The following is a 23,410-nucleotide window of genomic DNA, read 5'->3' on the forward strand; positions in this document are numbered from 1 at the left end:
TCCAGAACAATTTACGAAAACATTTGACCAGGTATTTTGATTGGCCCTTCTGCACGCCCATGAATGAATTGATCAACATATTCATTATGAGAATAGTCCATTTCCCTGACAGGGCCCTGCCAAACAACTTTACCTTGATAAAGCATAATGACCCGGTGAGCAATCTTCCGCGCACTCGCCAAATCATGGGTAATTGAGACCGCTGTGGCTCCTAATTTTTGCACCGTTTGGATGATTAAATCATTGATGACAGCGCTCATAATGGGATCTAAGCCTGTGGTTGGTTCATCAAAAAACATAATTTCCGGTTTTGTCGTGATCGCGCGGGCTAATCCTACCCTTTTCTGCATGCCACCCGATAATTCTGCCGGTGACAAATCCGCAACCAACGCATCCAAACCCACCGTTTGCAAATTCTTAATTGCTTCCTGTTTTGCCTCCATCCGTGTTATTTTGGTTGTTTGCAACAAACCAAAAGCCACGTTTTCCCAAACTTTCAAACTATCAAATAAGGCTCCACCTTGAAACAACATCCCAATCTTTTTTAAATGCTTTTCCCTGGCCTTCCAAGGTTTCCCAACCATTTCTTCCCCATCGATTTTAATACTGCCTTGATCGGGCTGAAGAAGACCCAGAATACATTTTAATAATACTGATTTTCCGGTACCAGATCCCCCAATAATCACGACTGATTCACCGGGCATAATATCCATGTCTACGCCCTGAAGAACTTCCTTCTTTCCAAAGCTTTTATATAAATTCCTGATGGAAATCTTAGATGTCAAATCGGTCATATAGCAAAGAAAGCCTCTGTTAAGAAATAGTTGAATATTAAAATAAAAATAGAACTGGCAACAACCGCTTTGGTGGTTGCCATCCCCACCCCCTGCGCCCCGCCCTTGGAATAATATCCGTAATAACAACCCATCAATGTGATAATGAGGCCAAAAACCCCTGCCTTAACTAATCCAGAAACCACATCCATCACTTGCAAGAAACCCACTGTATTGTTTAAATAAGCCGCAGGATTAAAACCCAATTTGTAAACGCTAACCACATACCCGCCCAGCACGCCAATAATATCCGCAATTAAAACCAATAAAGGCAACGTAATCAGACCTGCAATGATTCGGGGGACAACCAAATATTTCATGGAATTGGTCGAAAGGGTTGCCAAAGCATCAATTTGCTCCGTTACACGCATCGTACCCAATTCAGCGGCAATAGCCGCACCAATCCGCCCCGCAACCATTAGCCCCGCCAAAACAGGTCCTAATTCACGGGTAATAGAAACGATAATTACGTTGGGGATAGCGGATTCCGCCCCCCCAATCCTTGAAAAACCTGTATAACTTTGTAAAGCGAGAACCATGCCTGTAAAAATAGCAGTTAATCCCACCACCGGTAAGGAATAAAAACCAATTTCGATCATTTGTTTGATAATTAATCGCGGATAAAAAGGCGGATATAAACAATGACCGACAGCTTTCAGGCAGAAGGTCACTAAATTTCCCAATGCCTCTAATCTGTTGATTGTTGTCCTACCTATTGATGCGGGAAACCTTTGGATAAACACTTGTGATTTAACCTATATATTCACGTTGATACCGATTACCAAGTGAGGTTAGCATTTCATAACTTATTGTTCCAGCAAAAGAAGCTATATCATCAATTGGTTGATGAGTACCGATCAATTCAACCTCATCCCCTTCTTGCATTAAATGTTCGGGTAATGAAGTGATATCGATCGTAATTAAATCCATGGAGATCCGTCCGATAATCGGTAATTTAAAATCCTTAAATCGCACATACCCTTTATTGCTCAAGCTGCGCAAAATGCCATCGGCATAACCGGCAGCAATGGTTGCAAGCCGACCCGCATGGGGATATTGATAGGTGCCATTATAACCAACCTTACAGCCCGCCCTAATTGTCCTTATTTGAATAACCGGGATTTTTAAACTGATGACTGGCAACATCGGATTTAGTTTGGTTGGCGTCGGATTGCCACCCCATAAAGCAATACCTGGGCGCACCATATCAAAATGATAGGCTTTCCCAAGAAATATCCCAGATGATGCCGCCAACGAGAATTGGGCAGGATAAGCTTTCAATTGATTTTGACAATTTGTAAAAATATTCAATTGGTTAATATTTGAAGGATTATCAGGTTCATCGGCGCTGGCCAAATGGCTTAGGAACAAAGCAACTGGAAATGTTAAATGGGCCTTAATTTCCGTTAGTTGTTCTTGAACGAAACCTAATCGATTGATCCCGCTATCGATATGAATAACAGCTTTTGTTTTAACTGGCTGGTTTTGCAGCCAGTTTTTCCATAACTTGATTTGGCCCATTGTATTTAATACGGGAGTTAATTGGTGCGATTGGAAAAAAGATAAATTTTTAGGGGATGGGCCATACAATATATATATCTGCACATCGTTTTTAACAAGGTTCCTTAAGATGATCCCTTCATCAACAGTGGCCACGAAAAAATGCCGGCATCCTTGAAGGTAAAGATAAGGCGCAATTTTATGAATCCCTAATCCATAGGCATCCGCTTTGACAACTGCGGCGACCACAGCAGGTTGGGCCATTTGTATGATGCGCTGATAATTTTGGCCAATGGCCGCTAGATTAATAACCAGTTTTGCTTTCATTTAACTTTATATTTTATTTTATTTGTCTGCGTTCATTGAGAGGCTGATGTTGCCGATCCATATTACCAAAACGGGTTAATGAGCCGTCAAAGAACAATTCAACCGTACCGATTGGACCATGGCGTTGTTTCGCAATGTTAAGTTCTGCAATATTATGGACTTTAATGCCTCTTTCCTTCCAACGTTCATAACGAATGTTAAATTTGCCTTCATCTTCTTCGTTGCGTTGTTTCGGTTGTTCCCGCTCATGATAATATTGCTCCCGGTAAATAAACATGACCACATCTGCATCTTGTTCGATAGAGCCTGATTCGCGTAAATCAGCCAATTGCGGCCGTTTATCTTCCCTTGTTTCCACGGCACGACTTAACTGGGAAAGGGCAAGAACAGGCACGTTTAATTCTTTGGCAACCGCTTTCAACCCCCCTAGTTATTTCTGAAACTTCTTGAACTCGGTTATCAGATCTGACGGGCCCTGAGGATTGCATTAATTGTAAATAATCGATCACGATTAGGCCGAGCCCATATTGTCTTTTAACCCTTCTTGCACGGGTACGAAGAGAGGCTACACTTAAGGCAGGTGTGTCGTCTATGTACAAATTTAATTTGTTCAATTGCTTTGAGACTTCAATTATTTTCAGAAAATCATCGCCTTTAATATCGCCACGGCGAATACGATCCGAAGAAATTTCGCTTCTTTCGGCTAAGATTCGGGTCGCTAACTGCTCAGATGACATTTCGAGGGAGAAAAACAAGGTGACAGCACCGGCGGATGTGGGATCTACACCTTTTTTATCACCAGGTTCTAGCTTATATGCCTCAACCGCATTAACCGCAATATTCATTGCTAATGCCGTTTTACCCATCGATGGCCGACCTGCTAAGATAATCAAATCGGAGGGATGCAATCCCCCTAGCTTGCGATCAAGATCAACTAATCCAGTGGTAACACCAGCAATTTTGCTAGTCCTACTGGCAGCGGCTTCCGCCGTTTTAATCGCATTATTTAAGGAAATGTAAAAAGGTTGAGCTTTAGATTCAATTTGACCGGTTTCTGCCAAGCTATATAAATTTTGCTCAGCCATCTCAATCTGCTTATGGGCGTTTTTTTCAGGCTCTTGAAAAGAAAAAGCCTGATTAACTACTTTTTCTCCAACATCAATGAGTTGTCGGCGGATGAACAAATCTTGAATTTGGCGCGCGAAATCTTCCGCATTAATAATACTAATGACGGAGTCTTTTAATTGGGTTAGATATTTGGATCCACCCTGGCCCTTTAAAACCTCATCTTGGTCGAATTGGTTTTTTAAAGTCATGACATCGGCGATTTGTCCGCTTTGGATTAAACGGCCAATAGCCTGATATATTCGTCCATGCAAAGGATCAGAAAAATGCTCAACTTTAAGAAATTCGGCAATTTTCTCATATACTAGGTTATTGACTAGCAAGGCCCCCAAAAATGCTTGCTCAATCTCATAATTAATTGGCAGATCTCTATCTTTCGTCAAGGGTGCTTGCTCTTTCATCAATAACCCCTACAGGTAGATTTTTACCTTATAAACATTCGTTGCGCTAATAATAATGGCAGATTACCCATATTGGACAATCTGCCATCAATAATGTAGCAGTTTTTAAGCTTCTGTCGTTTCTTCTTCAGCTTTTTCTTCAGTTTCTTCCAAAACAAACTCGTTTTGGATGTTACTTGCTTCTTTGCGATCACTGTTCCTAGGGATATAGCCGCCATTTTTCTGTTGCGCGGCAGCCTCTTCTAAGGATTGGGCAATATTAGCTGTTGCTTCAATTTTGACTTCGGGATGCAGTTGCACCTGGATAGGATATAAGCCAAGGGCTTTAATTGATTTATTCAAAACAATCTGTCTTTTATCGACGGTAAATCCCATTTCAACAATAGCATTGGCTAAATCACGCACCGTGACCGAACCATATAACTGACCAGATTCACCGGCTTGGCGGACAACCACTACCGTAAGATTTTGCATTTTTGCAGCAACTTTTTCTGCTTCTTGCTTACGCTGTAAATTCGTGGCTTCTAATTGTTGGCGCTGCCCTTTAAAGAATTCCAGATTTTTATCTGTCGCCCGCAATGCCTTTTTCCTGGGCAATAAAAAATTCCTGGCAAAGCCAGCCTTAACATTAACCACTTCGCCCATTTGGCCAAGCTTTTCAACACGTTCTAAAAGAATAATTTGCATATTATCACCCTTACTTATTTCACGACATATGGCAGTAAGGCTAAAAAGCGGGAACGTTTGATAGCCTGGGATAACACACGTTGCTTCTTACAAGAAACTGCACTAATCCGACTGGGGACGATTTTCCCCCGTTCGGACACAAATTTTTGAAGCAACCGCACATCTTTATAATCAATCTTCGGTGCTTTATCGCCTGAAAAAGGACATATTTTCCGACGACGGAAAAACGGACGTCGGGTGTTGCCACCTTCGCGACCACCGGATTGGCTTGAATAATCTTCTTGTTGTGGTGCCGGTTTCATGAATTTTCTCCGCTATCGATAAGGTTGATTTCCGTTTCAGAATCAGCGTTTTCAGAGCGAGGTTTAAATGAACCTTCCCGTGAATATTCACGGTTACGGCTTTGCATCATTGCCGATGGCTCGGTTTCCAATTCTTCGACCTTTATGGTTAAATGACGCAGCAAATCTTCACTTAAACCCATGTTGCGCTCCATTTCCAAAATGGCCGCTGGCGGGGCATCTAAATTAAAAAGAACATAGTGACCTTTTTTATTCTTCTTAATTGCATAAGCAAGATTCCTCAATCCCCAATATTCTTTCTTTGTTACTTGGCCACCTTGGGTGGTAACAATTGACGAAAAACGCTCAACCAAACTATCAACTTGTGAAGTTGTTAGATCTTGGCGGGCAATAAAAATATTCTCATATAAAGCCATAAAATCTCCCTATGGATTGTGTTCAATCTGATTTTTACAGATATAGCCAATTAGATAATTATATACATACTGGCAAGGAGCTAAAATAATTAGCAGCACCGCAGGGTAACGATTTGCTTTTCATAAAGCAAGGATAAAAACGGCCTATATTATTTAATTTGATTTTTGTCAAAAAGAACAAAAGCTATTTAACGAAGTCTTTTCGTGAATCGCAACCTGATCGGCACACCACGCATATCAAATTCATCCCGCAATCTGTTCACAAGATATTTTTGATAGGATTCCGGAAGATTTTCTGTCAGGTTTGATAATATCATGAGTGTTGGCGGGCGGGTACTGGTTTGTTTAATAGCCTTAATATTCCATTGACGCCGGCTTACAAGCGGTGGCGGCATATTATCAATTGATTGACCCAACCATTGATTTAGTTGTTGATTCGTGAAAGACATGTTCCAAACATCGTAAATCTGAATAACTTCTTGAAGCAATAATTCTAAATTAAAAGAGGTTTTTGCTGAAACAGGCACAAAACGTATCCCCCTGCTCTGAGGAAGAGAATTTTCTAATTTTTTACGGAAATTAACCATAAAACTATTCTTGTCGGAAATAAGATCCCATTTATTTAAAGCAATAATAAGGGCTTTGCCTTCTTTCTCCGCTTGATTAGCGATTGATAAATCTTGTCCTTCCAATCCCGAATTAATATCAACAACCAGGACAACAATATTTGCTTGTTTAATGGCTTTTTCAGTTTCGTCAGTTGAAATTCTCTCAAGTTCATCAAGAACTTTTGCCTTTTTCCGTAACCCGGCTGTATCGATTAATTCCAATTGATGACCACGATAGTTCCATTTTAGCCAAATGGTATCCCGGGTTGTTCCTGCTTCCGGGCTGGTAATAAGCCTTTCTTCTTTAAGAAAGGCATTAATTAAGCTCGATTTACCAACATTCGGCCTACCAATAATGGCTAATTTAATTGGAAAAACTTTTTTTTCTTCAGCGTTCAGTGCAATCGATAAAGAAGGGGAAGCTGTTAAGAATTTTTGATAACCTTGATAAATTGTCTGGTAAAGATCTGCTAAGCCAAGGCCGTGCTCTGCCGAAACAAACAACCCTTCCCCTAAACCAAGGTTATTTAAAGAGGATATTAAATCCGGGTCTATTTTTCCTTCAATTTTGTTGGCAACCGCGCGGATCGGCTTTGAAAGTTTCCGTAACCGGTTAGCAATATCCCTATCCTCACCAATGACCCCCACCCGGCCGTCAACAACAAATAGTATTAAATCTACATTCTTTAAAACATCCCAGCTAATCGTTTGGGCTTTAGCAGATAAGGGGCTAGAAAAATGATTTTGGAAACCAGCCGTATCAACCAGTTTAAACTCCATATCCCCCCAACTGACAGTTTCTTCTTGCCAGTCACGGGTAACGCCCGGCTGATCATATACAATGGCGGCTTTATGGCCAACTAATCTATTAAAAAGTGTCGACTTGCCGACATTCGGTCTGCCAACGATGGCAACAGTAAAATGAGTCATGTATGGTATGGGTGAATGTCCGTTAAATTATTAAAATATAAAGGTAATTTCATTTACTTGTTTTGGCAAGAAACTGTGGTCGCAACATAATAATGACTATTTAGCACCCACCCGCAAAGCTAGTTTTTATAATTTATTGCTCCGCAAAACATTTATTTAAAAGCTATGATAGTGCCATTCTTCATTGTTAATAACATAATGTTGTTAACAATAATCGGAGCCATAACGAATCCATTATTGATTTTTTGCTTTGATATCAAATGGCCATCTTGGGGAGAAAGATAAAGAATTTCCCCAACCGAATTGGTGATGATAAGATTTTCCTGTGCAATAACCGGCCCAAACCACTGAATATCCTGCCGTGTCTGTTTTTTATCCAAAAAATCAGGCAAAGATTTAGACCAATAGACGCGCCCACTGCCACGTTGAACAGCCAGCAATTCCTTACGGTCAGTTAAAATAAACAAATGATCCCCTGCTATCCAAGGCGTCTGGTCAGAGCCAATCTGCAATTCCCACTGACGCCCTCCCCGTATGAGATCAAAAGCTACCAATAACGAATTATGGTTAATGACCAGTACTAATTCCTTATCAATGATAACCCCTGCTTTAACGCTGCTAAGATTAGCAACCGACCCACCAAATTTGGAGGCGCTAATGCTGTCAGTCCACAACAACTGGCCGGTCTCTGCCCTTAACCCGAATATTTCCCCTGAATTAAATGCCACAACCACTATGTCTCCGGCAACAGCAACCGCCGGTGATCCAACCAATGTTGGATTTTCTTGTGAGCCTTTATAAAACCATAAAATACCGCCAGTATCTTCTTCTAGAGCAACCAAACGGCCGTCCATAGTGGTAATGAAGATTTTTTTATTATATAAGACAGGACTAGAATGAATAGGAGCCGCAAGATATGTTGCCCATAGTTTTTTCCCATTTTTAGCATCAAGAGCTATTATTTTGCCAAAAGGACTTGCGAGATATAGTGTCAGCCCATCTTCCTTTACGGATAATCCTACCCCCGTAAATTCATCTGTTTCCCCGTAAATTTTTAAATTCAGCCGCCATTTAATTCTTCCCGTACCTAAATCAAGGGCTGAAACAAACATATTACCATTGACGATGAAGACGCTGTCATTCGCTACCACAGGCCCAGTTAATAAAAAATGTCGCCCGTCTTGCCCAAGGCCAATATTAGTCCGCCAAAATTCTTTAGGTTGGTCCGTAAAAGATAAATGATCAGGATTATGGCTTGCATTTGCATGAAACTGGGGCCAGTTTACTAAATTTTTCGGAGATGGCAAAATAATCTTTGTATGAGCCAATTCCCGATCACCTTCCGTACGACCTAATTCTTGTAAAACATCGATTCGTTCGCCCGGCAAATGGGGTTGTTTCTTCTCAGCACCCCACCAACCACAAGCTGATAATGTCAATAAAAACAGGCCTGATACAACCCAACCCTTGCAATGACTTCCCATTAACGAACCTTTCATCTTCAAATCTGAATTAATCATTCCAAACGCCCTAATTAGATTATTCAATTGTTTTTAACAATTCCGTTAACCGCCGACGCATATTAACAGGAGCGTTCGGATTGTCTATTATCCTTATAATCCCCTGCTTGGCCTCTAAGATTTGCCCAAGTTTCAGATGAAGCAAGATTCGCACCTCATTAATGGATAGGGCTAAAGCAAGAGGGGTGGGAGCTTTTAAAGACTTTTCCAAGGTTCTATTCATGTCGGCTAAGCTATCGGCATTTATTTCCGGCATTCCAATAAGCAATAAAGCCTGTTTGATCATGGATAGTTGACGGTAGGGATAAAATACCCCTTGATCTTCGCTAATACCCTTATAAAGATTGATCGCTGCTTCTAGCTTACCCGATTTAACACGCAAAGCTGCTAATTCAAACCTTGCCAGCATAGAGTAGCCGTCTTCATACTTCACCAGATTTAGTAATAAATCTTCAGCGTTGGTGTAATTCCCGGAGGCAATGATGTCTTGTGCATTTTGATATATTATTGCCCTTTCATACTGTCGGTTTTCCTGCTGTTGCCGCCACCAAACCAGAATAACAGTTAGTAAGATGATCGCTAAAATTATCGTTAGAAGCCAAGATCCGTATTTCTTCCAAATTTTAGACATTTGGTCACGACGGATATCTTCTTCAATTTCTCTAAAAATTTCATTCAAAAGTATCTCTCCTATCTTTGCGGCATTATCTTATCGCAGTGGGACAAGAATTAAAAAACCTTTTTTTAATTAAATTTGGTGTGCCAACATTGGCGCAACATTATTCCAGTTACAATTTTTTAAGCTAAAATAGATTGCGTCCAATCAAAATATAGCCATATCCCATTGGATAAGAAAATTCTCAGCAAAATTAAACTTGGATTATAGATACGAATTTTGCAAATCAGGCAAGATACTTTTTGCATTATTTGTGATTAAAAAACTTGCTCTTCACTAAAATTTATATTTAGTATTAATAGTATATTGTTTAAAAAATAACACAACATATAGCATGTTTTATTGGCAAACCTTTCGCGCAACAACCAACAAAGAAGTAATAGAAATGGCCTGGACAGATCAACGCGTAGAAATGCTTAAGAAATTTTGGTTACAAGGGTTTTCTGCAAGTCAGATTGCTAAAAAGCTTGGGGGAGTTACAAGAAATGCGGTCATCGGCAAAGCCCATCGGATGGGTTTAACAGGAAGGCTGTCCCCCATTAAACGTCAAGAAGTGAAAACTTCAATTGAAATTTTTCAAACTGATTTAAAGCCGTTAGCAGATACGCAAGCTATTAAAAAACCTTGTATGTGGCCAGTCGGTGACCCTAAACAGTCGGATTTTCATTTTTGTGGCCACGACTCGGAAGTTGGAAGACCTTATTGTACCGAACATTGTGTTATTGCATATAACCGAAAACATGAGTCAGCCGCATAAAAATTTATCGTTTAAATCTTATTTATTAAAAACGGTTTAAATCATAAGGCATTACTGAAAAAACATTCTCAGCAGCCTTACTTGAGGCTCTGCTAAGTTTTATATGATGATGGTGCTGGCTGGCCTAGATCTTGCATGGCTGGTAAATCGACATAATATTGACGACTTGCAGTTTCCGTTACCCCTTGAATCCCTACCAAAAGCATTCCCGGCTTATTCGGATCATCTACGCTAAGGGGTAACGTCATTCTTTCATAAACCAAGTATTTCTCACCACGTCGCTTAAGATTTACCCGATAAAAATTTGGAGCAGCTGTTTTGGCCGCCTCTTTAAAAGCATGGATAGTTGCATGACGTTGAAAATTATCACTTAGTTCGTTGGCCCAATGCCCCTGAAGACTACATCTGCTGATTTTATCAAGTTCCGCACCGCTTAAGCGGTAGCGAAAAAGAAATGGCTGGTTACCTGTGGGATCAGGGTAAATTTCAATTAGCAAAATCCAGCCCAACATAAAAACCAAGTCCACCGGGTTAACATCCGAACGTGCAGGCATAAGCCGCCCATTTCGTAAATTATTCCAGTAATCAAATAATTTCATTAATTTGTTGTTCTGTATTTCAGCCAAGCTCAGAACAGCCATTTCACCTTCGATTATATCATTTTCTTCAGCCATTCTAAATCCTCAGTATCTATGAATTAGAGGGTAGGGTATCTGCTAATTATTAACAAAAGGTTAACAAATTATTTCCAATGAAGTCTTTTGCTATTCTGTTTTCTTTTCCAATATTGCTCCAAAGAAACCATCTGTGTGATGGGTAAACGGTAAAAGTTTTAGATAATCTTCATTTTTTTGTGTCAAAGGCATTAAAGAAATTAGCTGGTGATAGTGAAGCCAGTCAGCAATTTTATAAAGTTTAAAGGACTGAGATTTTTGTAAAAATTTGTTAACAACGGCTTCGTTTTCCAAACTAAACAATGAGCATGTTGAATAAACAATTTGCCCCCCCTTTTTAACTAATTGTGCAGCATCCATTAAAAGCTTTTCTTGAATTGCGGATAAATCTTTGAGTTGAGATTCCTCTACCCGCCATCTTGCTTCTGGATTGCGCCGCCATGTGCCACTACCGCTGCAAGGAGCATCAATCAAAACAAGATCAAAATTTTCGATATGCCTTTTCATCCATTGATTAGCATCTTCAGGAAGCAATTGGCATTTTGCATTATGTACCCCCGCCCTAGCCAGTCTTTTACGCGCCCTTTCAAGCCTATCTTCATGAATATCCAAAGCAAGGATAAAACCTTTATTTTGCATCATTCCAGCTAAAGCTAAGGTTTTTCCGCCTGCTCCTGCACAAAAATCTAGCACCCGCATCCCGGGTTTTACCTGGGTTAATAAAGCAATAATTTGAGAGCCTTCATCTTGAATTTCCACCTCCCCTTTTTGAAATTCTGTTGATGCGGTAATACTAATCTTATTTTTTATGCGCAAACCCCAGGGAGAATAAGGGGTTAAATTTACAGGAATTTTTTGTTCTGCTAATCTACGATAAATATCTTCTTTCTGAGCTTTAAGGGTGTTAACCCTTAAATCTAAGAAAGCTTGCTCAGAAAAGCTGCTTAACAATTCTTTTAAAACATGTGGATATTCAAGAGAAAGCAATTGGTAAACCCATTCAGGCACTTCAAAACGGACATATTCCGGTCCATTCATTAGTTTTTCTGCCCATTTGTGTCGTGCCAATATTTCAAGTAATTTTATTTCAGGTGCAGAGAGCATTTCTGGGCCAAATTGTTGGCCAAAATGGTTTTTTATCCTTTCAAAAGACTGATTTTTAATAACACTGAGATAGGTCAGCACCAACAAACGAATTCGTTCCAATTGATTTTTTGGAAATACATTCGTTTGATTGATTACCCAATGCAACCTTGCATGGTGGCGCAGAACATCATAAACGAAATCACCCATATGGCGCCGATCATGACTGCCCATAAAATGATTGGCCCGAAAAAAAGATGTGCAAATTCTATCTGCAGCCTTACGTGTACTATATATTTCCTCTAGTAAAACAATAACGGAGTGGATAAATGGCGCTTCTCTCATCTTTGGCCAACTTTTGTATTGTTGATATTTTTATACACTTTCTGCACCTTAAAAATCTCCTTTGCAAGTTAGTTTATAATAAAAAGCTTTAATTGTTTCATAAGACAGAGGCTTTAATTCTACTTTCGTTCAATGAATATTTTTACTGCAGCATTTTTACAAGTTGCTTTAATCACCATAACGCAAGGATATTTTTAATGCACTGTTCTTAATCTTTTAGTAACCGTATCGGTTTTAGGATGTTTTTTTATAATTTAGTACGTTAGTATTGCATCATGCCTAAACCATTTAAAATTTTATTTTTGATAGAACTGCTACTCTTACCTATTTTATGGGGCTGTACTTCTTCGAAAAACGATAGTTTAACTTCCACACAATCTTCTTCTAACCTCGATGAAAATTTATTAGAAGAAGGGATTATGGATGTTATCGATTTGCATCTTGAGGTCAGCGATCCGAAAACTCTGGTTGAACGGGCATTGAAAGGGGTTATCCAGCAATCTTCTTCGCTAAATATTATTACATATAAGAATGCGATTTTATTAGAAAAAAATCATCAATTTTTGGCTCGCTTTACATCTCCATATTCGCAAGATACGGAAGAATGGGTTAATTTTGCTAACACAATAATTGCCAAGGCGCGGCAATCTGATCCCCAACTATCTGCCATGAGCCAGGATAGTTTGCACAAGGTTTTCTTTAACACCATACTAAAATCCTTGGATCCCTATTCAAGATATGTAGATCCTTTTGAAGCCCACGTTAACAGATTGATGCGCGAAGGAAATAATCTAGGCATTCTAATATCAAAGAACCCTACCGGAATTGTGATTGCAGCCCTTATAGCCCAAGGCAGTGCTGCAAATGCAGGGTTAAAGAAGGAAGATTACATCATAGCTATCAATGGCAAATCTTTGCATGCACTGGACATTCCCCAAATTTATCAATTATTATATGATCCAAGTCTTAATCCTCTTTCCTTAACTATTCAGCGCGATAGTTCCACGCCCTTTGAAATTACGATTGATCAATCACATAACAAAAATACATCGGTCAAGGTTTTTGTTCAGGACAAAATCCTTTACATAAAAATTACTAATTTCAACGAATTAACCGTACCACTTATATTGGATAAAACCACTCCTATCCTGGCAAATATGCAACAAGATTTAGAAGGTGTTGTTTTAGATCTACGCAGCAATCCGGGGGTCTACTATTGCCAGCCGTTGAAGCGGCTGACTTATTCCTCGATCAAGGTGTTATCACTATTGTCAAAGGGCGCAATCCACAAAGTTATCAATTTTTTGAAGCAACAGAGGGTGATCATTTCCATCGTTTGCCCACGGTAGTTATCATTAATGGCAGAAGTGCCTCTGCTGCAGAGATTCTTACCGCGGCTTTAAAGGATAATAAAAGGGCGATCATCATTGGTTCCACTTCCTACGGGAAAGGAACCGTCCAAACTATCCCCTCCCTATCAAATAACGCAGAAATATCCATTACCTGGGCAAATTTTTATTCGCCTAACGGTAGCCCCATTAATATTAAAGGAATTATTCCTCACTTTTGTACCCAGGATATAGTTGAAACAACCATTGACAAGCAACTAGAAGGCTATTACTTGCAAGAAAAGCCATCGAACGCAACATGCGCTAAAAGCACGGCGGTACGCAACATAGAGGAATTGGTTGCCAAGAAATTAATAAAAAGTGGAAGATTTGCACAGCTATTACTTCAGTGAATTTGGCAAGTTATCCAATAAAGGCCTCACCCTTTATCAATAATACGGCTTTACCCAATAAAAAAACTTGCCTCAGCTAAATCATCTATTTAATTTTGGCTTCTTTGAAGTCCACATGCTTCTTAACTACCGGATCATATTTACGGAATTGCAATTTTTCTGTTGAGGTGCGGGGATTCTTTTTGGTAACGTAGAAGTAACCCGTATCCGCCGAGCTAACTAATCTGATCATTACACGACCTGTTTTTGCCATAGAAATAAATCCCTTATCCGGTTAAAATAACACAAAGCGACTGCAGAAGAATTATGTGGTTTCCATATTCTGTCAAGCAAAATTCAACAATATTTTACTAAAAAACGTTTTAGTGGGTTTTATAGCGCAATTTTATGAAACAATAACTGACTGATCATTATCAGCAGGTTTTTGTTTAGCATCTAACAGTGCTTTTTCAGCTTTCTGTAAAAAACTGCCAGAAGTTAAGTTGGCCCCAGAAGATGAGGTAATGCCTAAAGAAATTTTTATTTTAATTGCCTGTTGATCTTGAAACAAAGACTGCTTTACTAAATATTGTCTCAGTTTTTTTGCAAATTGTACGGCAACTTCCGTTGGGGTATCCATCGTTAAAATTGCCAAATCATGAGAACCCATACGGATCAATAAATCTGAAATCGATATATAGGCAGAAATTTTTTTACCTATTTCACCCATCATCTTCTCTATGTCCGCAAGGGATGTTTTAGGGGTTGTCCCCTCACCTATAAAATCAATCGACATCATGATCAAGGAAACCGGCCTCGCCATTTGTATAGCATTCTTAATGGAGCCTTCTAAATATCGGAGTAAATATTTTTTATTATAAAGACCTGTTGAATGGTCAATAAAAGTTGCAGAAACGCTCATGTTCTGCAATGACTTTAATCTTTCTGAGCAGGAGCTTTTTCTTAATTGTGTCTTGCAGCGTAATAATACTTCAGCTTTTTCGATGGGCCTCAAGAAATAATCACTTGCACCCATATCTAACCCAGCTACAAATTTTAATAATTGGCTTTCATCACCGGTCAATAAAATGGGTATACGGCGGGTTAAGTCTTCTGACCTTAAAAAAGATAAAAGTTCTAGATTTTTATTATTTTCCAAGCCTAAACTTAAAATAATTAGAGAATAATCATGGGTATGGATTGCTTTAACTACATCTTGATCGTTATTTATATAGGTAACTTTGCTTTTGACGTCTTCTAAAGTTTTCTTTATCTTCTCCCCAGTTGAGCCGGATTCATGGATAAGTAAGATGTCATCATAGGCAAGATCATCCTCAATGCTTGTATTGCTGCTTGGAAGCAGATAAAAATCGCCTAAGGTTTTTTCTCTGGTATTTAGCTCATCAAGTAAAAATTTAAGCTGCAAGAGGGAACGTACCCTTGCGAATAAAGCAATGTCATTAATCGGCTTCGTTAAGAAATCATCTGCCCCTACCTCTAAACTACGCACGCGATGTTGGATGTCACCGAAGGCAGTTATCATTACCACTGGTAAATCAGCTATCACACTATTAGAACGTATCCGTTGACATACTTCAAATCCATCCATTTCCGGCATCATCACGTCTAATAAAACCAAGTCCACATGCTGCTGATTAAGTATATCTAAAGCTTTCTGACCTGAATTAACCAAAATCACCTGGAAATTTTCAATAACTAATTTCGCTTCTAATAAGCGTAGATTTGGGAGGATGTCATCAACAACAAGAATACATGCTGGCATAAAATTAATCTTTCTTCGCAGATGCAGCAAGATGATGCTGGATTGTTTGTAAAAATGGCACAATGGATATAGGCTTGGCAATATAGCCTTCACAGCCGCTTTCTCTTATTCGTTGTTCATCGCCTTTCATGGCAAAGGCCGTAACAGCTATAATGGGAATTTTCTTTAGTTTTTCATCATCTTTAATCCATTTTGTTACTTCAAGACCCGAAATTTCTGGAAGTTGAATATCCATTAATATTAAGTCAGGGAAGTGCATATGGGCAAGTTTAAGTGCTTCAATTCCTTGTCTAGCTTGAATAATTTCATATCCCTGGGCTTCAAGCAAATCGTTGAATAAGCGCATATTCAGCTCATTATCTTCAACAATCAAAATTTTCTTTTTTATTGGGATTTTATTCATTTTTAGAAACTTGTATGACCCTTTAATAAATTTCCTTATGGAGATTGATTGCCGCAAATTTTATTGATCAATTACCCATTGTAATCCGGCATTTTCCTGTCTTATATTCTCTATTTTATTTGCACATCAGGATTAGGAATTACAAAGCCTGGTTGCTGCTGGGTAATACAATGAATACCGCCACCACCTTTGAAAATATCAATTGCAGGAACCTGAAGCACTTTTCTACCCGGATATAGTTTGCCAATAGCTTCAAAGGCCTTGTGGTCTTGATCATCTTTAAATGATGGCATGATGATTGCCCCATTTGCCAAATAAAAATTTAAATATGATAACGACATCCGACGTCCATCTGATAAATTTTGTGGGGCTGGCTGCTCTATCTCAACGATATTAAATTCTCTGCCTTTAGCATCCTTGGCTGATTTAATCCTATTAATATTTTCTTGTAAAACATGATAATTGCCATCCCTTTTATCAGGGGTGGTCAGCATACAGAGAGCGGCTGGTTTAAAGAAACATGCAATCTCATCAACATGCCCGTCAGTATCATCATCTTGTAAACCACCCGCTAACCATATGACCTTTTGAATTCCTAAATATTCTTTAAAAATTTCTTCAATATCTTGTTTATCCATATTAGGATTACGGTTTGGATTAAGCAAACAACTTTCCGTCGTGATCAGCGTACCCTCGCCATCCACATGGATTGCACCACCCTCCATTACCATGGGTGCGTTAAACCAACGAATTCCCAGATGGTTTAAAATAGCTTCTGAAACAAGAGCGTCTCTTTCATAACCAGGATACTTATTTCCCCAAGCGTTCCATTGCCAACGAATGGCTGCAACGCCTTTTTTCGGATTTACCACAAAAGTTGGGCCATTGTCGCGCAACCAAGAGTCGTCGTGTAGGACTGCCAAGGTATTGACCTTGCCTTTACAACGGATAGAAACCTCAGCTACATTTTTTGATTTAGCAATCATTGTTACAGGTTCAAACAAAGCAATTGCATGTGCAACTTCGGCATAGGCATTCCGAGCTGATTCCAAATGTTCGCCCCATAATTCCTCACGCTCTGGCCAAGCCATCCAACATCTTGTATGATGCTGCCATTCAGCTGGCATATAAAAAGACTCATCGGTAGGGACAGTCATTTTGTTCCTTCAATTTTAATAAAACAACTTACTGACGGCATTCTATGCTTATTTCGCTTTTTTTTCAGCAGGTAAATCAAGCTTAATATGCAATTCCTTCATCCTGGCTGCAGGAACCTCTGCAGGTGCTTGCATCATTAAATCCATGGCTTGCTGATTCATCGGAAACGCGACTACTTCTCTAATATTTTTTTCTTCCGCCAACAACATGACAATTCGATCAATACCCGGCGCTGACCCTCCATGGGGTGGTGCCCCATAACGGAAAGCGTTCAACATCCCCCCAAATCTTGCCTCCACTTCTTGGCGCGAATATCCGGCAATTTCAAAAGCTTTAAACATGATATCAGGACGATGGTTACGAATAGCTCCGCTGGATAATTCCACCCCGTTGCAAACAATATCATATTGATAGGCTTTAATCGACAAAGGATCCTTTTGTTCTAAGGCCTCAAGCTCGCCTTGGGGCATAGAAAATGGATTGTGACAAAACTCTATTTTTCCATTATCGGGGTTAAGCTCATACATAGGGAAATCCACAATCCAACAAAATTCAAATTTTTGGCGGTTGATTAAATCTAATTCCTCTCCCAATTTTGTGCGAACAAGCCCGGCAATTTTAGAAATTTTATTGGCTTTTTCACAAACAAAGAAAATACTATCCCCAGGCTTCGCTTTAAACAAACTTTGCAAATGCTTTATTTTCTGCGTATCAAGATTTTTGGCTATCGGTCCTTTGGCTCCCTCGTCCGTGAAAGAAAGATAGCCAAGCCCTCCTAAACCTTGCTCACGCGCCCAGTCATTTAATTTATCAAAAAAGCTTCTAGGTTTAGAAGCAGTATTGCTACAGTTAATCGCACGAACAGCAGAATTATTTTTAATTGCTTTTGTAAATAATTCAAAAGCTGAATCACGGAATATATCGGTAACATCCTGGATTTTAAGAGGATTACGTAAATCTGGTTTATCGGAACCATAATATAACATCGAATCATCATATGTAATTCGCGGGAAAGGCATGGAACTGACCATTTTGTCTTTTGCAAATTCTACAAATAATCCGTGTAAAACAGGTTCAATCGCCTGGAAAACATCTTCTTGGGTTACAAAAGACATTTCAAAGTCTAACTGATAAAACTCCCCGGGAGAGCGGTCAGCCCGGCTATCTTCATCTCGAAAACAAGGGGCAATTTGAAAATATTTGTCAAATCCTGCAACCATCAGTAACTGCTTGAATTGTTGGGGCGCTTGCGGCAACGCATAAAATTTTCCTGGGTGCAACCGGCTTGGCACCAGAAAATCCCGTGCCCCTTCTGGGCTGCTTGACGTTAAAATTGGCGTTTGAAATTCAACAAAACCTTGTTTGATCATTCTTTGCCGTAAACTTGAAATAACCTTTGACCGCAACAGAATATTATGGTGGACTTTTTCGCGCCTTAAATCCAGGAAACGATATTTTAAACGAATATCTTCATGGGCGTTTTCTTCGCTATTAACTTGCAGGGGTAGGTTTTCTGCAGAAGATAACAATTTTATATCCGATATTTTAACTTCTATATCCCCTGTGGGCAATTTTGGATTTACCGTCTCCAAAGGCCTTGCCACGACTAGCCCCGTGACACAAATGACGCTCTCTGATTTTACGGTTTCCAATAATTTCAAATGGGCACTGGATATATCCGTCACACATTGGGTAATTCCATAATTATCCCGTAGATCAATAAACAACAAATTGCCATGATCCCTTTTCCGGTGCACCCAACCGGATAAACGGCAAATCTTACCTATATCTGCTTTACGCAATGCCCCACATTGATGGGTACGATATTCATGCATCAAACTGAAATCCTTCTGTTTATTAAAATATCTTTGGCTAAAATTAAGTTTCCAGATAATGTCGTGATTATTGTTATTTCCTTATCACCTAGCAAGAAACTTTTTATCACTCTATGACAAAACGTTTTATTACAACAACAGATCAGCTTATAGCCTTTTGTGAACAATTTGCCAACCAACAAATGATTGGCCTTGATACAGAATTTGTGCGTCAACACACTTTCTGGCCACAAGCTTGTTTAATGCAAGTGGCGGGGGAACATGAAGTGGCGGTTATTGATATTTTATCATCCGAGTTAAGTTTAGACCCTTTAATTAAACTATTATTTGATCAAAAGAAAATTAAAGTGTTTCATTCTGCACGCCAAGATTTGGAAGTTTTTTGGCATTTATGGAAAAGGATACCCTCGCCAATCGCTGATACACAGGTTACAGCAATGGCTTGCGGTTTTGGGGAATCGATCAGTTACGAGAATTTAGTACAGAAAATTATTGGTGTTCCTTTAGATAAGTCTGCAAGGGTGAGTAATTGGCTAAAACGACCCTTGTCAGTTGAGCAAATTGAATATGCGGGCAATGATGTTTTATATCTACTGCCCATTCATAAACATTTACAAAATCTTTTATCCCAACTTCAAAGAGAGAGCTGGATCGAAGATTTTATTAATGAATTGGTGCAACCGCAAACATATATTATAAAACCCCAAGAATCGTGGAAAAAAATCGGTCTGCGTCATATTAAAAGTAAAGATTTCTTTTTATTTAAAAACCTTTGCGCCTGGCGTGAGGAAAAAGCAGCAGCAATTGATGTTCCTAGACAACACATGATCAGCGATGATCATATTATTAAGATCTGCGAGCGACCTTCTCAAGAAATGAAAAGAATGGAGCTTTATATATTACCTCAAAAAACGAGCTCTTATAAAAATCAATTTATTGCAGAAATTTGTGAGATAATCAAAAAGCCTAAAAAGCCTTTGGAAGACCTGCCGATAGAATTCAAAAACAGTAAAAATGAATATCTTTTTCTAGTTGAACTCATCAAAATTTACATGAAAATGAAGGCAGAAAATCTAAAAATTGCTGTGCGGGTTATTGGCACGCAACAGGATATTGAAAATATGGTTTTTCACCCCACCATCCCTAATCGTTTGTTAGAAGGGTGGCGCTATGAGATTTTTGGGGCTGACGCATTTAAAATATTACTTGGGGAGAGCGGTCTGTTAATTAAAAAAGGAATGATAGAAACCTTCTCTTTACAAAAAAACTAAATTCTATAAACAAATTTTTTACTTAACCTTTTGAGCTATAAAAATATCGTCATTTAAAATAGGGTGTGTCATGTATTCGGAATTACGTGGAAAAGTAGTTATTATTACGGGATCAACATCAGGAATAGGTCGAGCCATTGCTTTAGGTTTTGCTAAAAAAGGATGTAAAATTATCCTTAATGGCTTGGAAAAAGCTGAGATAGTCAAAAAAGTGATGGATGAGGTCAATAATGTAGCCCATACAGGAAAAGATCAAAATTCTTTACACCCACAAATTTTATTCCATCCTGCAAATATGAAAAAGCCTAATGAGATTGAAGACTTGGTAAATTTTGCCGTTAAAAATTTTGGTAAAATTGATATTTTAATTAATAACGCGGGTATCCAACATGTTAGCCCGATTGAGGATTTCCCAACTGATAAGTGGCAAGACATTATTGATATTAACCTGAGTGCCTGTTTCCATATGATTAAATATTCATTGCCATTCATGATGGTAAATGGCTGGGGCCGCATTATCAATATTGTTTCTGCCCATGGTTTAGTTGCCTCCCCCTTTAAATCAGCCTATGTTGCAGCCAAACATGGCCTTATAGGTTTAACCAAAACGGTTGCCTTAGAAACGGCACAAAAAAATATCACCTGCAATGCAATTTGCCCCGGTTATGTTCGGACTAGTTTAGTTGAAAAGCAGATTTTAGATCAGGCAAAAGCACACAACATTCCGGCCGAAAAAGTGGTGGATGACATTATCCTTGCCCCGCAACCCATAAAGAAATTTGTAGAAATGGAAGACATTGCGGAAGCGGCCATTTTCTTATCACTTTCTTCCGCCCGCTCTATTACAGGTATTGCCTTACCTATTGAAGGTGGGTGGACTGCAAGGTAAATAAATTGCCTTAAAAAATTTTAGACTGTAAAGGCGATTATAAAGCATGTTCTTTCAGCCATATCTCAACTGTGTAAGATTGGTTGTCGCTGTCCATAACTGTAATTCTCGCAAAACCAACATCTGCGGGAGTCCAAGATATTTTACGCCGATACCTAGGAAAATCGATTTGTTGCCCATTAACAAACCATAAAAAAGGTGGCTTTCCTCCACTTATTTCCAACATAATTGATTCGATTGCCGGTTGGGTCTTAACTTCAACAACGGACTTATCAAGCGGAAAATCAATTTTTATTTGATTGGCTTGAGAATATAAACTGTTTAAAGACACGACGTTTTTTTTGTTATTAAAAAATTTTAACGCTGTGGGTAGGTCTTCCCACTTTATTTCTTGAAAATTATCAGGTTTTTTAGGTGAGCTTGAAGACAAAACAGGAAGCTGGTTAAAAACATCAAATAAAATTGGTGCAGCTTCTTCCCGGCCAATTTGATAAGGGGAAAAAGATCCATCCGGTCTTCCCACCCACACCCCAACCGTATAATCCTGATCATACCCAATCGCCCAAGCATCCCTAAACCCATAAGAGGTGCCCGTTTTAAAGGCCACCTCCCGCCCCTGTTTCAAATATTTGGCCGCTATCATCCCTGGGGGCGAAGGGCTATCTTGCAAAATTTGCCGTATATACCATGCGGCAATGTCACCCATCAGCCTTACCCCTTCTGTTGCGGGGATTACAGGCGCATAATTTAAAGGCTTAACCCAACCATCATTAGCAAAACCAGTATAAAGGGTTACCAATTGTTCCAAATTAATACCAATTCCACCCAAAGCAATTGGTAATCCCGCCCGCTGAACACCTGGTGGCAAATGAAAAACAATGCCAGATTTCTTAAGAATTTCTAAGAAATGGTCTGGCCCAAGCCGTTCAAGTATTAATACAGCAGGAATATTTAAAGATAATTGTAGCGCTTTTCTAGCATTAACATTTCCATGAAAATTTCGATCGAAATTTTGCGGCGCATAATCTCCAAAACGGACAGGCGCATCATTGATCAATGTTTCCGGATGTAGAAAAAGTTGATCGAAAGCAATCCCATAAATTAAAGGTTTTAAAGTTGAACCAGGGGAACGAATGGCGCGAACCATATCATTTTGTCCAAGAATTTTTGGGTCATAGAAATTCCCAGAGCCAACATACGCTCGTACCAACCTTGTTTTATTTTCTACCACCAAAATAGCTAATGTTGCCCCATTTTGCAGAAACGTTTGTTTGTTTTGTGCCAACTGTTCAACACTTGTCTGAATATTAATATCCAAAGAGGTGGGAATAATCTGAAGAAGCGCTGATTTTTCTGCTGCTTTATATAACCGATAAGATAAATGGGGGGCTAGCCTTGGTACATTAAATCGGCGATAGGGTAAAGTTTGCGCTTGCCCTTGCATTGCCTCGTCTTTGGTCAACGCATCCGCTTTTGCCAATTTATCTAAAACAAAATCCCGAATAAGTTTTGCCTTTTCTGGGAAACGATCTGGACGGGTTGACTCGGGTGATTGTGGCAAGCCTATCAGTAAGGCAATTTCCGCATCACTAAGCACGAAGGGTTCCTTACCAAAATATAATAAAGAAGCAGCGCGAAGCCCCTGAATATTACCTCCATAAGGGGTTAAATTCAGGTACATTTCCAAAATCTCTTGCTTGCTATATCCTAATTCTAATTGCACGGCCCGAAACATTTCAACGATTTTTGATGCAAAATTACGCGGGCGAGGTTCAAGCAACCTAGCCGTTTGCATGGTAATAGTCGATGCCCCTGAAACAATTCTGCCGTTTGTTACTAATTGCCAACTAGCCCTCAAAAGAGCAATAGGATCAATCCCTGGATGTTGAAAAAACCTTTTGTCTTCAACCACTTGTAAGAAGCGAACAAATTTAGGATCAATTTTATCTACCTTAACAGGCAGTCGCCAATATCCGTTTTTGGTTTGATAGATATGAATTGGCTGGCCCTGATAATCCGTTACGATCACGGAATATTCCTGCAGCTTTGTCGTATCAAGCGGAAATATGAAATTTAAAATAAAGAAAACAAGCCCTGTTAAAAACAGGGCTTTTAAGACTTTAGAATATACTCGTAAAATGTTAATAAAAATCCACATCATGGTAGA

At 39.2% G+C, this 23,410-nt stretch carries 22 protein-coding genes and 1 pseudogene; 5 read left to right on the plus strand and 18 right to left on the minus strand.

Annotation, left to right across the window (positions count from 1 at the left end):
• Positions 1-11: 11 nt before the first annotated feature.
• The 10 genes and pseudogenes from IPP67_01195 to IPP67_01240 form a co-directional block, all read right to left on the minus strand.
• Positions 12-794, minus strand: a complete 783-nt coding sequence (locus IPP67_01195) for an ATP-binding cassette domain-containing protein (GenBank protein ID MBL0337820.1) — start codon at positions 792-794, stop codon at positions 12-14.
• Entirely contained in the window at positions 791-1,570 is a 780-nt protein-coding gene (locus tag IPP67_01200) for an ABC transporter permease (protein ID MBL0337821.1), read from the minus strand. Before IPP67_01200 ends, IPP67_01195 begins: the two co-directional genes overlap by 4 nt.
• Before the next feature lie 13 nt (positions 1,571-1,583).
• Complete coding sequence (gene alr, locus IPP67_01205; GenBank protein MBL0337822.1) at positions 1,584-2,660, minus strand: alanine racemase; 1,077 nt, start codon at positions 2,658-2,660, stop codon at positions 1,584-1,586.
• Between the two features lie 13 nt (positions 2,661-2,673).
• Positions 2,674-4,186 (minus strand): annotated as a pseudogene (locus IPP67_01210) (replicative DNA helicase).
• 105 nt (positions 4,187-4,291) lie between these two features.
• Complete coding sequence (rplI, locus tag IPP67_01215) at positions 4,292-4,873, minus strand: 50S ribosomal protein L9 (protein ID MBL0337823.1); 582 nt, start codon at positions 4,871-4,873, stop codon at positions 4,292-4,294.
• A gap of 14 nt (positions 4,874-4,887) precedes the next feature.
• Positions 4,888-5,175, minus strand: coding sequence for a 30S ribosomal protein S18 (locus IPP67_01220; protein MBL0337824.1), 288 nt, complete (start codon positions 5,173-5,175; stop codon positions 4,888-4,890).
• On the minus strand, positions 5,172-5,591 hold the full coding sequence (gene rpsF / locus IPP67_01225) for a 30S ribosomal protein S6 (GenBank protein MBL0337825.1): 420 nt from the start codon (positions 5,589-5,591) through the stop codon (positions 5,172-5,174). The genes IPP67_01220 and rpsF overlap by 4 nt, the downstream gene beginning before the upstream one ends.
• Before the next feature lie 188 nt (positions 5,592-5,779).
• Positions 5,780-7,129, minus strand: a complete 1,350-nt coding sequence (gene der / locus IPP67_01230; protein ID MBL0337826.1) for a ribosome biogenesis GTPase Der — start codon at positions 7,127-7,129, stop codon at positions 5,780-5,782.
• A gap of 152 nt (positions 7,130-7,281) precedes the next feature.
• Positions 7,282-8,649, minus strand: a complete 1,368-nt coding sequence (locus IPP67_01235) for a PQQ-binding-like beta-propeller repeat protein (protein MBL0337827.1) — start codon at positions 8,647-8,649, stop codon at positions 7,282-7,284.
• A gap of 19 nt (positions 8,650-8,668) precedes the next feature.
• On the minus strand, positions 8,669-9,328 hold the full coding sequence (locus IPP67_01240; protein MBL0337828.1) for a tetratricopeptide repeat protein: 660 nt from the start codon (positions 9,326-9,328) through the stop codon (positions 8,669-8,671).
• A 382-nt stretch (positions 9,329-9,710) separates the two neighbouring features.
• On the opposite strand from IPP67_01240, the gene IPP67_01245 reads away from it, so the two are divergent.
• A complete protein-coding gene (locus tag IPP67_01245; GenBank protein ID MBL0337829.1) occupies positions 9,711-10,082 on the plus strand; it encodes a global cell cycle regulator GcrA-like protein in 372 nt (123 codons plus the stop codon).
• A 92-nt stretch (positions 10,083-10,174) separates the two neighbouring features.
• Here IPP67_01245 and IPP67_01250 read toward each other — a convergent pair whose 3' ends face one another.
• Positions 10,175-10,756, minus strand: a complete 582-nt coding sequence (locus IPP67_01250) for a PAS domain-containing protein (GenBank protein ID MBL0337830.1) — start codon at positions 10,754-10,756, stop codon at positions 10,175-10,177.
• Positions 10,757-10,846: 90 nt separating this feature from the next.
• A complete protein-coding gene (locus IPP67_01255; GenBank protein ID MBL0337831.1) occupies positions 10,847-12,049 on the minus strand; it encodes an RsmB/NOP family class I SAM-dependent RNA methyltransferase in 1,203 nt (400 codons plus the stop codon).
• A gap of 410 nt (positions 12,050-12,459) precedes the next feature.
• On the opposite strand from IPP67_01255, the gene IPP67_01260 reads away from it, so the two are divergent.
• Complete coding sequence (locus tag IPP67_01260) at positions 12,460-13,533, plus strand: PDZ domain-containing protein (protein MBL0337832.1); 1,074 nt, start codon at positions 12,460-12,462, stop codon at positions 13,531-13,533.
• Positions 13,521-13,925 (plus strand): hypothetical protein, encoded by a 405-nt coding sequence (locus tag IPP67_01265; GenBank protein MBL0337833.1) that lies wholly within the window; start codon positions 13,521-13,523, stop codon positions 13,923-13,925. Before IPP67_01260 ends, IPP67_01265 begins: the two co-directional genes overlap by 13 nt.
• A gap of 85 nt (positions 13,926-14,010) precedes the next feature.
• Here the strand turns inward: IPP67_01265 and rpmG are convergent, their stop codons facing one another.
• The 5 genes from rpmG to aspS all read right to left on the minus strand — a co-directional run bounded on the left by rpmG (position 14,011) and on the right by aspS (position 19,083).
• Complete coding sequence (rpmG, locus tag IPP67_01270; GenBank protein ID MBL0337834.1) at positions 14,011-14,178, minus strand: 50S ribosomal protein L33; 168 nt, start codon at positions 14,176-14,178, stop codon at positions 14,011-14,013.
• Positions 14,179-14,310: 132 nt separating this feature from the next.
• Positions 14,311-15,687 (minus strand): response regulator, encoded by a 1,377-nt coding sequence (locus IPP67_01275; GenBank protein MBL0337835.1) that lies wholly within the window; start codon positions 15,685-15,687, stop codon positions 14,311-14,313.
• A gap of 4 nt (positions 15,688-15,691) precedes the next feature.
• Positions 15,692-16,075, minus strand: a complete 384-nt coding sequence (locus IPP67_01280; protein MBL0337836.1) for a response regulator — start codon at positions 16,073-16,075, stop codon at positions 15,692-15,694.
• Between the two features lie 125 nt (positions 16,076-16,200).
• Positions 16,201-17,247: an agmatine deiminase family protein gene (locus tag IPP67_01285; protein ID MBL0337837.1), complete on the minus strand. Its 1,047-nt coding sequence runs from the start codon at positions 17,245-17,247 to the stop codon at positions 16,201-16,203.
• Between the two features lie 48 nt (positions 17,248-17,295).
• A complete protein-coding gene (gene aspS, locus IPP67_01290) occupies positions 17,296-19,083 on the minus strand; it encodes an aspartate--tRNA ligase (GenBank protein MBL0337838.1) in 1,788 nt (595 codons plus the stop codon).
• Between the two features lie 113 nt (positions 19,084-19,196).
• On the opposite strand from aspS, the gene rnd reads away from it, so the two are divergent.
• Both rnd and IPP67_01300 read left to right on the plus strand, forming a co-directional pair.
• Positions 19,197-20,354 (plus strand): ribonuclease D, encoded by a 1,158-nt coding sequence (gene rnd / locus IPP67_01295; GenBank protein MBL0337839.1) that lies wholly within the window; start codon positions 19,197-19,199, stop codon positions 20,352-20,354.
• A gap of 70 nt (positions 20,355-20,424) precedes the next feature.
• Complete coding sequence (locus tag IPP67_01300) at positions 20,425-21,243, plus strand: 3-hydroxybutyrate dehydrogenase (GenBank protein MBL0337840.1); 819 nt, start codon at positions 20,425-20,427, stop codon at positions 21,241-21,243.
• A 37-nt stretch (positions 21,244-21,280) separates the two neighbouring features.
• On the opposite strand, the gene pbpC is transcribed toward IPP67_01300, so the two are convergent.
• A complete protein-coding gene (gene pbpC, locus IPP67_01305; GenBank protein ID MBL0337841.1) occupies positions 21,281-23,404 on the minus strand; it encodes a penicillin-binding protein 1C in 2,124 nt (707 codons plus the stop codon).
• Positions 23,405-23,410: the final 6 nt, after the last annotated feature.

The organism is Rhodospirillaceae bacterium (genome assembly GCA_016722635.1).
Classification (GTDB): domain Bacteria; phylum Pseudomonadota; class Alphaproteobacteria; order JAEUKQ01; family JAEUKQ01; genus JAEUKQ01.

Bases quoted from the DNA above. Each gene is read 5' to 3' on its own strand.
- IPP67_01195 (MBL0337820.1), bottom strand. From the start codon at position 794: ATGACCGATTTGACATCTAAGATTTCCATCAGGAATTTATATAAAAGC.
- alr (MBL0337822.1), bottom strand. From the start codon at position 2,660: ATGAAAGCAAAACTGGTTATTAATCTAGCGGCCATTGGCCAAAATTAT.
- rplI (MBL0337823.1), bottom strand. From the start codon at position 4,873: ATGCAAATTATTCTTTTAGAACGTGTTGAAAAGCTTGGCCAAATGGGC.
- IPP67_01220 (MBL0337824.1), bottom strand. From the start codon at position 5,175: ATGAAACCGGCACCACAACAAGAAGATTATTCAAGCCAATCCGGTGGT.
- rpsF (MBL0337825.1), bottom strand. From the start codon at position 5,591: ATGGCTTTATATGAGAATATTTTTATTGCCCGCCAAGATCTAACAACT.
- der (MBL0337826.1), bottom strand. From the start codon at position 7,129: ATGACTCATTTTACTGTTGCCATCGTTGGCAGACCGAATGTCGGCAAG.
- IPP67_01235 (MBL0337827.1), bottom strand. From the start codon at position 8,649: ATGATTAATTCAGATTTGAAGATGAAAGGTTCGTTAATGGGAAGTCAT.
- IPP67_01245 (MBL0337829.1), top strand. From the start codon at position 9,711: ATGGCCTGGACAGATCAACGCGTAGAAATGCTTAAGAAATTTTGGTTA.
- IPP67_01250 (MBL0337830.1), bottom strand. From the start codon at position 10,756: ATGGCTGAAGAAAATGATATAATCGAAGGTGAAATGGCTGTTCTGAGC.
- IPP67_01255 (MBL0337831.1), bottom strand. From the start codon at position 12,049: ATGGGTGATTTCGTTTATGATGTTCTGCGCCACCATGCAAGGTTGCAT.
- IPP67_01260 (MBL0337832.1), top strand. From the start codon at position 12,460: ATGCCTAAACCATTTAAAATTTTATTTTTGATAGAACTGCTACTCTTA.
- rpmG (MBL0337834.1), bottom strand. From the start codon at position 14,178: ATGGCAAAAACAGGTCGTGTAATGATCAGATTAGTTAGCTCGGCGGAT.
- IPP67_01275 (MBL0337835.1), bottom strand. From the start codon at position 15,687: ATGCCAGCATGTATTCTTGTTGTTGATGACATCCTCCCAAATCTACGC.
- IPP67_01285 (MBL0337837.1), bottom strand. From the start codon at position 17,247: ATGACTGTCCCTACCGATGAGTCTTTTTATATGCCAGCTGAATGGCAG.
- aspS (MBL0337838.1), bottom strand. From the start codon at position 19,083: ATGCATGAATATCGTACCCATCAATGTGGGGCATTGCGTAAAGCAGAT.
- rnd (MBL0337839.1), top strand. From the start codon at position 19,197: ATGACAAAACGTTTTATTACAACAACAGATCAGCTTATAGCCTTTTGT.
- IPP67_01300 (MBL0337840.1), top strand. From the start codon at position 20,425: ATGTATTCGGAATTACGTGGAAAAGTAGTTATTATTACGGGATCAACA.
- pbpC (MBL0337841.1), bottom strand. From the start codon at position 23,404: ATGATGTGGATTTTTATTAACATTTTACGAGTATATTCTAAAGTCTTA.